Source organism: Clostridium coskatii (assembly GCF_001675205.1).
GTDB classification, from domain to species: Bacteria; Bacillota; Clostridia; order Clostridiales; family Clostridiaceae; genus Clostridium_B; species Clostridium_B ljungdahlii.
In genome coordinates, this window is the sequence record NZ_LROR01000095.1 from 57,882 (window position 1) to 70,706 (window position 12,825).

The 12,825-nt window shown below is 32.4% G+C and carries 4 protein-coding genes; all 4 read left to right on the forward strand.

Annotated features, from left to right (window positions below):
• Positions 1 to 85 precede the first annotated feature (85 nt).
• The 4 genes from CLCOS_RS20000 (at position 86) to trpS (ending at position 12,775) form a co-directional block, all read left to right on the forward strand.
• Positions 86 to 1,288, forward strand: a complete 1,203-nt coding sequence (locus CLCOS_RS20000) for an aspartate kinase (protein ID WP_063601116.1) — start codon at positions 86 to 88, stop codon at positions 1,286 to 1,288.
• A gap of 94 nt (positions 1,289 to 1,382) precedes the next feature.
• Complete coding sequence (gene lysA / locus CLCOS_RS20005) at positions 1,383 to 2,669, forward strand: diaminopimelate decarboxylase (RefSeq protein WP_430392623.1); 1,287 nt, start codon at positions 1,383 to 1,385, stop codon at positions 2,667 to 2,669.
• A gap of 96 nt (positions 2,670 to 2,765) precedes the next feature.
• Positions 2,766 to 11,402 (forward strand): GH36-type glycosyl hydrolase domain-containing protein, encoded by an 8,637-nt coding sequence (locus CLCOS_RS20010; protein WP_063601114.1) that lies wholly within the window; start codon positions 2,766 to 2,768, stop codon positions 11,400 to 11,402.
• A gap of 362 nt (positions 11,403 to 11,764) precedes the next feature.
• Positions 11,765 to 12,775 carry a tryptophan--tRNA ligase gene (gene trpS, locus CLCOS_RS20015; protein WP_063601113.1) on the forward strand — a complete coding sequence of 337 codons (1,011 nt, stop codon included), beginning with the start codon at positions 11,765 to 11,767 and terminating at the stop codon, positions 12,773 to 12,775.
• Positions 12,776 to 12,825: the final 50 nt, after the last annotated feature.

Below are 12,825 nucleotides of genomic sequence, written 5' to 3' on the forward strand. Positions count from 1 at the left end.
TTTGTGCAGTATAGGTGTTGTGTCCCTTTACTGCACTATTTTTTTATAAGATTCATTGATAACAAACAATTTAGGGAGGAGTATTATGGCAATTATTGTTCAGAAATATGGAGGGAGTTCAGTAGGAACTCCAGAGAAGATAAAAAATGTAGCAAAGACGGTAGTTAGTAGGGTTGAAAATGGAGATAGTCTAGTAGTTGTAGTATCAGCTATGGGAGATACTACAGATGACTTAATAGCCCTTTCAAAAAAAATTACAGATACCCCAGATAAGAGAGAATTAGATGCACTTTTGTCTACTGGCGAAATGATGTCCTGTGCACTGCTTGCTATGGCTATAAAAGATTTAGGATATGATGCTGTAAGTTATACTGCTTATCAAATTGGCATAAAAACTAGTGGACAATATGGCAAATCTCTTATATGTGATATAAATGGAGAAAAAATAAAGAAAAGTTTGGATGAAGGAAAAGTTGTAATTGCAGCAGGTTTCCAGGGTATAAATGATAAAGGAGATATAACTACTCTAGGAAGAGGAGGGTCAGATACCTCTGCTGTTGCAATAGCTGTAAAACTAAAAGGAAGTTGTGAGATATATACAGATGTAGATGGCATATACAGTGTAGATCCTAGAAAATATAAAGATGCTAAAAAACTAGATGAAATAGATTATGAGGAAATGCTTGAACTTTCAAGTTTAGGTGCTCAAGTTATGCATTCTAGATCTATAGAATTAGCTCAAAAGTATAATATACCCGTATATGTGGGATTAAGCAATAGTGATATAAGAGGAACAGTTATTAAGGGGGTAGATAGTATGAATTTAGAGAGTAAACCAGTAACAGGACTTGCAACAAGTGATGAAGATGCAGCAATAACGCTAACAAATATTGATAACGACATAAACATTATTTCCAATTTATTTGAGAAGATAGCAGAAAAAAGAGTAAATGTAGATATGATAAGCCAAACTGCACCTGTAAGTGGAAAGGTGAATATATCATTTACTGTACCAAAAATTGACTTAAAAGATTGTCTTACTATTTTAAAAAGTTATTTCAATGAAAAAACTAAGGTTGATATAGATGAAAACATTACTAAATTTTCAGTAGTTGGTATAGGAATGAAAACTACTTCTGGAGTAGTTGCAAAGATGCTTAAATTATTTAAAGAAAACAATATAGGTGTAAAGATGATAACTACATCTGAGATAAGAATTACTTGTGCTATAAAACAAGAAGATAAAATGAAAACTATAAACTTAGTAGCAAAAGAATTTAATTTATAGTTTTATTCGGATAAATCTTGACGTATATTCGGAGTATGCTTATGAAATTAAGAGCATATTTAAAAACTTTTAGGAGGAAACCAGTGTGAAAATGATGGGTAGTATGGAGATCAGAAACAATGTTTTATACATTGGTGGGATGAGTACGGGGGAATTAGTGAAAGAATTTAAGACTCCTCTCTATGTAATGGATGAAGAATTAGTAAGGGATAGGTGCAGGAGATATTACAAGTCTTTCGAGGCTGATAAAGCTAATAAGGTCACTTATGCAGGTAAAGCCTTTTTAACTTTGGCTATGTGTCAGATAATAAACAGTGAGGGATTGTATTTGGATGTAGTATCAGATGGAGAATTGTATACTGCACTAAAAAGCGGCTTTCCTATGGAAAAAGTCTATTTTCATGGAAATAATAAAACTTTAGATGAAATAGATATGGGAGTAAAACTTGGAGTAGGTAAGTTTGTAGTAGATAATTTCTATGAGATGGAAAAGATAAATTCCGCAGCAAAGAAATATGGAAAAATACAAGAAATACTCCTTAGAGTGACACCAGGAATAGAGGCTCATACCCATGACTATATAAAAACTGGTCAAATAGATTCTAAATTTGGATTTACAATGTTAAATAATGAAGTTATGAATATAATAAAAAATGCAGTTGATTTTCCTAATTTAAAATTTGCTGGAATCCACTGTCATATAGGTTCTCAAATATTTGAAACCAAACCTTATGAAGACGAAGTTGAAATTATGTTAAATTTAGTTAAAAAAGTAAAAGATGAATTGGGCTGTGAAGTAGAGGAATTAGACCTTGGCGGCGGATTTGGAATATACTATACTGAAGGGGATAAACCTAAATCTGTAGAAGATTTTTGCAGTATTATACTTCAAAAGGCAAAGGAAAAAGCTAAAGAGCTTGATTTAAAACTTCCTACGCTTGTGATAGAACCTGGCAGGTCTATAATTGGTAATGCAGGAACAACTCTTTATACCGTAGGATCTATAAAGAATATTCCAGGTGTAAGAAAATATGTATCTGTAGATGGAGGCATGGCGGACAATATAAGGCCGGCTTTGTATGGTGCAAAGTACGAATGTGTTTTAGCAAATAGAGTAAATGACAGCGTAAAGGAAACAGTTACCATAGCAGGAAAATCCTGTGAATCGGGAGACATATTAATAAAAGATGTGGAACTCCCAGAAAGCAAAAGTGGTGACATATTAGCTGTGTTTACCACAGGAGCTTATGGATATTCTATGTCTAGTAATTATAATAAGATTCCAAAACCTGCAGCAGTTTTAGTAAAGGAAGGAAAGGAAAGGCTAATTGCTAAAAGACAAACCTTTGAGGATTTAATAGAAAATGAAATAATGTTATAATTTAAATCCATCCTGAGTGTGAATTAATATTTTGTGGTTTTATTGGGAACAATAATCAAAGCAAAATTCTTTTTCACAGGAAAGGATGGATTTTTTATGCTTTACATTGTATGCATTATAGGTATAGGGATAATTTTATTGCTCATGATGACTTATAGCAAACTCAATAGGGTTGATTGTAGAAATGAAAATGTAGGAGAGGATATTTCTACACTAATTGTTGATAGAGAAGAATTAAAGAAATATGCTAGAGAAATATCAACTGTTCCGTCTGCAGTTCAAAGAAGAAGCTGCAAGAAGCAATTAATAAAGAGTTTGGATAAAAGTTATGGAAGAATTTTAGCTGGATACAATTTTTTTGATGAGGAAATTAAAGATAGAGAGGAAATAGTATCCTGTGCCGAATGGCTTTTAGATAATTTGTATCTGGTAAAAAAGGAATACAAAGATATAAAAAATAATATGTCTGAAAAATATTATAAAAATCTTCCTGTAATGACTGAAGGCACTATGAAAGGCTTCCCTAGAATATACTACATTGCTAGGGAAATGTTATCAAAGACTCAGGGAACTGTAAAAGAAAATACCATAGAGACATTCATAAATGCATATCAGGAAAACACAATATTAAGAAGTGGAGAACTCTGGGCAATACCTATAATGATAAGGATAGCTTTGATTCAAAATATAAGTAGTATAACTGATCGTATGGTATTTATGCAAAAAGAAAGAAAGAGGGCAAAAAGTGAAGCAGAGGATATTATAAATTCTAAAGAGAATGAAAATGAAATAATTAATAAGTTAAAGGATAAAAATATTAAATTTACACCCCATTTTACAGAAGGATTCATTAAAACATTAAGGGATAATTTTATAAGAAATGCTGAAATATATAATTGGATAGATGAAGAGCTAGATAAAGAAGATAGCAGCGTTAAAAGGATGGTAAATATAAATCACCAAAAGCAGGGTATATGCCAGATTTCTATGGAAAATTCCATAAGTGGAATGGTAGAAATATCTGCATTGAACTGGAAAGAAAATTTTGAAAGATTGTCCTACGTAGAAGAAATATTGAAAATGGATCCTGCAGGAATTTACAGTGAAATGGATTTTAAGTCTAAGGATTATTACAGACATAGAATAGAGAAAATGTCTAAAAATATAAACATACCTGAATCTTTTATAGCCAAGAAGGCTATAGAGTGTGCAAAAGAAGCTTGTGGAGAAGAATATGAAAAACATGTAGGGTATTATTTAATCGATAAGGGTATAAGCTGTCTTGATAAAAAAATAAAAGACAGTACAAGAGAATATAAAAATTTGCATTACAAAGCTCGAAATAATATAACGGTTAACTTCTATATAGGTAGTATTGTATTTGGAACTATTTTTCTAGATGCGCTCATAAGTGGTATAAATTTTTATGTAGACAATTTATCTTTGTGGAAATATATATTAGGAGCAATTGTACTCTTTATACCTTTAAGTGATATATTTATATCTATATTCAACTGGAGTGTAAATAAGCTTGTAAAACCCAGGTTTATACCTAAAATTGAATTTAGAGATGGTGTACCTGAAAAGTTTAGTACGGTAGTAGTAATACCTGCTATTATAAACGATATTAAGCAGGTTAAAAAACTTATAGGTGATATAGAGGTTTATTATCTAGCAAATGAAGAAAAAAATTTGTATTTTGCACTATTAGGTGATTTTAAGGATAGCCTTGAAAGAGAAGAGAAAGATGATAAATTAATAGTAGATACAGCTTTAAATGAAATAGGAAAATTAAATAAGCAATATTCTCAAGGGCAAAAAGACAAATTTTATTTTTTAAGCAGGTTTAGGAAATATAATGAGAAAGAGGGAAAGTGGATTGGATGGGAAAGAAAACGTGGAAAGCTTATGGAGTTCAACTCTCTTATAAGGGGAAATGATAATACAAGTTATGATGTTATAAGTGGTGACATAAAAAATTTATATGATGTAAAGTATGTTATAACTTTGGATGCAGATACTAAATTGCCTAAAGACACAGCTAAATTCCTCATAGGAGCTATGGCTCATCCCCTAAACATACCTTATCTGAATCGTGACGGTAAAAAAGTAATAAGGGGACACGGCCTTATGCAGCCTAGAGTAAGTGTCAGTGTATTAAGTGCAAATAAAACTCTTCATTCCAGTATATTTTCAGGCGAAACAGGAATAGACGTATATACAAATGCTATTTCTGATGTGTATGAAGATTTATTTGACGAAGGTATATTTACGGGTAAAGGTATTTATGATGTAGATGTATTTAACAGTGTTTTAAAAGGTGAAATACCCGAAAATTCTGTATTAAGCCATGATCTTTTAGAAGGATCTTATACAAGAGCTGCTCTTGTGACTGATATAGAACTTGTAGATGGATATCCTGCTTACTATAATACCAGTTGTAAAAGACTTCATAGGTGGGTAAGAGGAGACTGGCAGCTGCTTCCCTGGTTATTTAAAAAAAGTTCTTTAAATAGGTTATCAAAGTGGAAGATAATAGATAACTTAAGAAGAAGCATTATAGCACCCTCCGTAATGGTGTTAATTATAGTGTCTATGACATTATTTAAAAATTTAAATGATTTTTTGGTGGTAGCTTTTGTTTCAATACTTTCACCTATACTTTTTGACGTATCTGAAACAGTAGTTTCTCCTATAAGGGGAAATGGACTTTCAGGTAAAATAAGTAATTTTAAAACTGTAGTAGAACAATTCTTTCTAATACTAAGTTTTCTACCTTATCAGGCGTATTTAATGTTGGATGCTATAATTAGAACTCTTTACAGGCTTTTTATAAGTAAAAAAAATTTGCTCCAATGGCAGACTGCAGCAGATGCAGAGGCCACTTGTAAAAAGGGATTGGAAAGTTATTTAAGGTCTATGTGGATAGGCAGTGCATTAGGTATTATTATAGCTTTTTTGGGCTTTAGAAGCTCTGTAGAAGATGCTGTTTTGGTAGTACCTTCCTGTATAATCTGGATTTTTTCACCGTGGATTGCATTTAATATAAGCAATGAGAGAAAAAATACTGAGGAAGATATTCATAAGGAAGAAAAAGATATATTGAGAAGATTGGGAAGAGAAACTTGGGCTTATTTTGAAGATTTTATATCACCTGAAAGTAATTGGCTTTCTCCGGACAATTATCAGGAAGAACCGTATAAGGGAGTAGCCTACAGAACTTCTCCTACTAACATGGCTATGGGGATTTCTTCTAATATAGTTGCTTACGACTTAGGATATATAGGCATAAAAGAGCTCATATATAGACTCCACCATATAATATCCAATATGGAATCCTTAGAAAGGTATAGAGGACATTTTTATAATTGGTATGACATAAAAAATAAAGTTCCTCTAAGGCCTAGATTTATATCTACAGTTGATAGCGGGAATTTAGTGGCATACATGTGGCTTACGGAAGAATCACTGGAAGAATATCTGAGCTATCCTATAATAAATAAAAATTTGCCAGATGGATTTAAGGATACTTTGAAGCTAGCGCAAAATGAATTATATAGTAAACTTAAAATTGAATATGCTTATGGTAATTTTATAGATAAACTTTCTAAGGACAATTTAACCGTATTTTCCTTAGAAAGTTTATTGCAGGATTTAAATACAGAATGTGTGAAGTTTATAGGGGCTGGTAAGAACTTATATTGGAATGAGAAAGTTAAAAATATGACCTGTAAACTTGTGGATGAATTAAATGAATTTTTCCCCTGGATTTATTTAATAAATGAAAATGAGGAATTTCATGATTTTAGGCCTGAATTGAACGAATTGGCAACTAAAATTCCTTTAAGAGAACTTCCAGAAGCTTTTGATAAATTGATTAATCTTATGGATAAAGGTAATAAAAAAGACTCTTCAGAAGAAGAAAATAGACATAAAGATGATTTGAAAAAATTATTGTTGGACAGTAAATTAAATTTATGTAATTTTATATCTAATGTAAAAAATGTAATAGAAAAATTGAGAACCATTGATGAAGAACATAATTTTAGTATGCTTTATAGTAAAAAAAGACAGCTTTTTGCTATAGGATATGATGTTGAAAAGGATACTATTGGCAAAAATTATTATGACCTTCTAGCATCTGAGGCAAGGCAGGCTAGCTTTGTATCTATAGCTAAAGGTGAGATTAAACAAAACCACTGGTTTAACCTTGGTAGATCCATGGCTTCTATGGGAGGTGGAAAGGCATTAGTTTCTTGGTCTGGAACTATGTTTGAATATTTAATGCCACTTATAATTATGAAAAGCTTCCCTAATACTTTGTTGAGTGAAACCTATGAATATGTGGTTAAAGCTCAAAAAAAATATGGTGAGAAAAGAAGAGTCCCTTGGGGAATTTCAGAATCTGCTTACTATGACTTTGACATAAATTCTATATATCAGTATAAGGCTTTTGGAATACCGGCAGCTGGATTAAAAAGAGGACTTATTAATGAATTGGTAATAGCACCTTATGCATCCTTAATGGCTCTTCAGGTTGATTTTAAAAGTGCATTTTATAACGTAAAAAATCTTATAAAATCTAAGGCTGAGGGCAGATATGGATTTTATGAAGCTATAGATTATACTAGGGAAAGACTTGCAAGAAAGCAAAAGTGTGCTCTGGTAAAATGCTTTATGATACATCATCAGGGAATGAGTTTTATGTCACTGGATAATGTGCTTATGGAAAATGTACTTCAGGAAAGATTTCATAGAATTCCTAGGGTAAAATCTGCAGAACTTTTACTTCAAGAGAAGATTCCTAAGAACATAATCTATAATCATGAAGAACATAGTACAAATGAAAAACCTATAGTAAAGAATGAAAATGTAATTGCTAGAAAGTTTACCGGAGCATCTACAGAAATACCAGTAGTGAATATAATTTCTAGTAACAATTATTCTATGATGATAACCAATAGCGGCAGTGGATATAGTAAAAGAGGTAACATGACAATTTATAGATGGCGTGAGGATGCCACAAAAGATGATACGGGAATGTTTTTTTATATAAAGAATATAAATTCAAATGAATATTGGAGTGCTGCTTATGAACCTTGTGAACATGAAGGAGAGGAATATGAAGTGATATTTTCGCCTGATAAATCAGAATTTAGAAGAAAAGATGGAAACTTAAGAACTTATACAGAAGTTACTGTATGCCAAGAAGAAGAAGGTGAAGTGAGAAGAATTTCTATTACAAATACAGGTGAAAAGAGGAGAGAAGTTGAAATAACCAGTTATATGGAAGTAACCTTGTCACCTTATAATGCGGATTTGGTTCACCCTGCATTCCAGAAATTATTTATAGAGACTGAATTTATACACAATCCTGTATGTTTACTTGCAAGCAGAAGACCTAGAAAAAAGGATGAAAAAAGACCATGGTTAGTGCAGACTATAGCAGTGGAAGGAGAACAATTAGGTTCAATCCAGTATGAGACCAGCAGAATGAAGTTTATAGGAAGAAATAGAAATCTAAGAAACCCAAGGGCAATGGATAATGATGTGCAGCTTACTAAGTCCGTAGGAGCTGTAATTGATCCTGTAATAAGCATTAGGGTAAGAATAGCTGTAGATCCAGGAAAGACCTGCAAGGTAGCATATACTACTGCAATTACAGGCTCCAGAGAAAAGGCAATCGAAATTGCAAATAAGTATAGGGATATGTTTAATATAAATAGAATATTTAAACTATCCTGGACAGAATCTCAGATGGAAATGAAGTATTTGGGTATAAAATCCAATCAAATAAATATGTATCAAAAAATGGTCTCAAGGATTTTATTCTTAAATAGCTCCCTTGAGCAAAGAAAAGAATATATTATGAATATAAGAAAAGGACAGTCTGCTTTATGGGCTTATGGAATTTCAGGTGATTTACCTATAGTACTTGCCGTTATAAGGAATGAAAATCACATGTCACTTGTGAGACAGCTTTTAAGTGCACATGAGTACTGGATGTGGAAAGGGTTGTCGGTAGATTTAGTTTTTATAAATTTACAAGATAGCTCATATATGCAACCTCTTCAAAATAAGTTGGGGGATGCTGTGAATTCTAAAGCTTCAAGATATAAGAAAAATATTGATGGGGGAATATTTTTATATAATAAAGATACTATGAAGAAAGAAGATATAGAACTCCTTATAGGCATATCTAAACTTGTAATAGATGGAGATAAGGGAGAACTGTTTGAGCAGATTGAAGATAGTATATATTTACCAGAGGGTAGTATGGAGAAGATTGGTGAAAACACAAGCTTAGCCTTAAAAAACAAATCTTCTTATCATTTTCAACTTCCAGAGCTTCAGTATTTTAATGAGGTAGGGGGATTTTCTTCACAAGGAAAATCGTACATTATAGTGCTAAAGGATCATAATCATACTCCGGTTCCATGGATAAATGTAATTTCAAACAAAAAGTTTGGATTCCATATTTCTGAAAGTGGTACTTCTTATACATGGAGTAAAAATAGTAGGGAAAATAAACTTACAACCTGGTCAAATGATCCAGTTATGGATGGAGAGTCTGAAAGCATTTACCTAAGAGACGAGGTTACAGGACAGATATGGAGTATATCTCCTGAACCTATAAGAGATTCTGGACAGTATGTAATAGAACATGGATTTGGGTATTCCAATTTTAAACATGAGGCTAATGGGATAGTAGGCGAAATGGATGTTTTTGCTGATATGAATGAAAGCGCAAAAGTGTTTAAAATAAAGCTAAAGAATATAAGTGGAAAGAGAAGAAAGATTTCAGTAACTTATTATGCAAAATTAGTATTGGGAGTTTGCCATGAGCAGACAGCACAGTATATATGTACAGGATTTAACAAGGAATCGGAATATATATATGCTAGAAATCCATATAGTGAGCACTTTAATCAAGGAATATGTTACATGAAAATTTTAGGAGGAGAAGAACTTTCTTATACTGCTAGTAGAAAAGAATTTATAGGTAGGGGAGGAGATATATCTAAACCTAAAGCACTGGAAGGTGAACAATTTTCTAATAAAGTAGGGGCAGGATTTGATCCTTGTTTAGCTGAGAATGTAAAAGTAGAATTGGATACAAATTCAGAAGAAGAGGTACTAATTTTATTTGGAGAAGAAGATAGTTCTGAAGAAGTGAGAAGGGTAGTTGAAAAATATAGTAGTATAAAAAATGCATATATGGAATTAGAAAAAGTTCAGGAGTATTGGTCAAAATTATTTGGAACTATACAAGTGGATACGCCAGATGAATCCATGAATATAATGTTGAATGGGTGGCTTATGTATCAGATTATAGCTTGCAGATACTGGGCAAGAACAGCTTTTTACCAATCTGGAGGTGCCTATGGATTTAGAGACCAGCTTCAAGATGTAATGGCTATTTGCTATATAGATCCATCTGAAACTAGAAAACACATAATATACAGTGCTTCAAGACAGTATCTTGAGGGAGATGTACAGCATTGGTGGCATCCATTTGTTGAAAGTGGAATTAGAACTAGATTTTCCGACGATTTACTTTGGCTTCCTTATGTAGTAGAAGACTATATACAAAATACAGGCGATTACAGCATATTATCTGAAAAAGCTTTGTATTTGGAAGACACTGCCCTTCAAGATGGAGAAGATGAAAGATATAATATATCAAATGTGTCAGAAAAAAGCGGAACGATATATGAACACTGTATAAAAGCAATTGAAAAATCCCTTAAATTTGGAAGTCACAATATACCACTTATTGGTTCTGGAGATTGGAATGATGGTATGAGCACTGTAGGAAATAAAGGACAGGGTGAAAGTGTATGGCTTGGATGGTTTTTATATAATATACTAGATAAATTCATACCTATATGCACATTTGAAGGAGATGTGAAAAGTTCAAATAAGTACTCAGAGCTAAAAGAATTTATAAGAGAAAACATAGAAAAAAATGCATGGGATGGCGGCTGGTATAGAAGAGCCTATTTTGATGATGGAACTCCACTTGGTTCTGCAATGAATGAAGAGTGTCAAATTGATTCAATTTCTCAATCTTGGGCTGTTATATCAGGGGCCGCAAAAGAGTCTAGAGCAAAAGAAGCTATGGAAGCTTTGGAAAGAAATCTCATAAGAAGAGATAAGGGAATTATATTGCTTTTAAGCCCGGCTTTTGATAAATCCGATTTAGAACCAGGTTATATTAAAGGATATGTGCCTGGCGTCAGGGAAAATGGAGGCCAGTATACCCACGCTGCTATATGGTCAATTTTGGCACTAGCTAAAATGGGATATAATAATAAGGCATATAGTGCATTTTCTATGATAAATCCTATAAACCACAGTAACACATATTTAAATTGCCAGGTTTATAAAGTGGAACCTTATGTTATGGCAGCAGATGTGTATGCAGTTGAGCCTCATACAGGCAGAGGAGGATGGAGCTGGTATACAGGTGCGGCAGGATGGATGTATAGAACTGGAATAGAGTCAATACTTGGAATGAAATTCAAAGAAAAATTAGGATTTACAGTTTCTCCTTGTATACCAGACAGTTGGAATGGTTTTAGTATGAAATACACGAGAGGAAAGTGTATTTATAACATACAGGTTTTAAAAGACAATGAAAAGGGAATATGGTTAGATGGAAACAAGGTTTCACAAGGTATAATACCTTTTTTAAGAGAGGGCGAGCATGAAGTAAAAGTATATATGTAACCCAGGTAAAAATTTCCATAGCATTTTTTACAGGTTTATAGTAGAATATATGATAATATTCGATATAGTTTAAATCCTTTGAAAGAAAGCAAGTAAATTTAAAAACAGATTTTTAGAGAGCTGTATGAGGTGAAATTACAGTAATTATGCTTGAATTGAATGGATTCTTGAGGAGAAAAATGAATTAAATTAGTAGTTTTAACCGTAAGTCTTACGTTATAAAGACAGGATATTTTGTAATCCATATGAGAAAAAGATGTAATTTTATCTTTTTGAATTTAGGTGGTACAGCGGTAAATACGCCCTATGATTTTTATATCATAGGGATTTTTTTTATAAATGCTTAAAGGGAGGCAATAATCATGGAAGAAAAGAAAAAAGTAATATTTAGTGGCATTCAACCTTCAGGAAATTTAACTATAGGAAATTATTTTGGAGCTTTAAAAAATTGGGTAAAACTTCAAGACAAATATGACTGCTATTTTTGTGTAGTAGATTTACATGCAATAACTGTAAGGCAGGAGCCAAAAGATTTGAGAAGGAGAACCCTGGAAGTGCTTGCAATATATTTAGCAGCAGGTATAGATCCAGAAAAAAATACTATATTTATTCAATCTCATGTTCCTACTCACTGTGAAGCAGCATGGCTTTTAAATTGTTTTACTTATGTAGGAGAATTGGAAAGAATGACTCAGTATAAGAGTAAATCTAAAAAATACGAAAATGGTGGTTCTATAAGTGCAGGACTTTTAAACTACCCTGTACTTATGGCAGCAGATATATTGATTTATAATGCAGACCTTGTTCCTGTAGGTAAGGATCAAACACAGCATGTAGAATTAACTAGAGATATAGCGGAGAGGTTTAACAATCTGTATAGTCCTACATTTACTATGCCAGAAGCATATATACCAGAGGATGGAGCTAAAATAATGGATTTACAAGATCCTACAAAGAAAATGTCTAAGTCATCAGATAATCCTAACAGTTACATACTTATTATGGATAAACCAGAAGATATAAAAAGAAAGATAAATAGGTGTGTTACTGACAGTATTGGAAAAGTAAAATATAATGATGACCAACCAGGAGTTAAAAATCTTATAAATATAATGAGTGCTGTAACTGGAATGAGCCATGAGGAGATAGAGAAAAAATATGAAGACAAAGGCTATGCTGAATTTAAAAATGATACTGCAGAAGCCTTAATAGGTGAACTAAAGCCAATACAGGATAAAGTTAATGCGTTCCTTCAAGATAAGAAATATCTAGAGGACATATATAAGAAAGGTGCAGAAAAGGCTTATTATGTATCAAGCAAGGTACTTAGAAAAATGCAGAAAAAGATAGGATTTATTCCTGTTTCAAAGTAAATAAAATTTTTACTAAGAAAACAGCCAGCTTCAATTCAGTAGGAAATTAA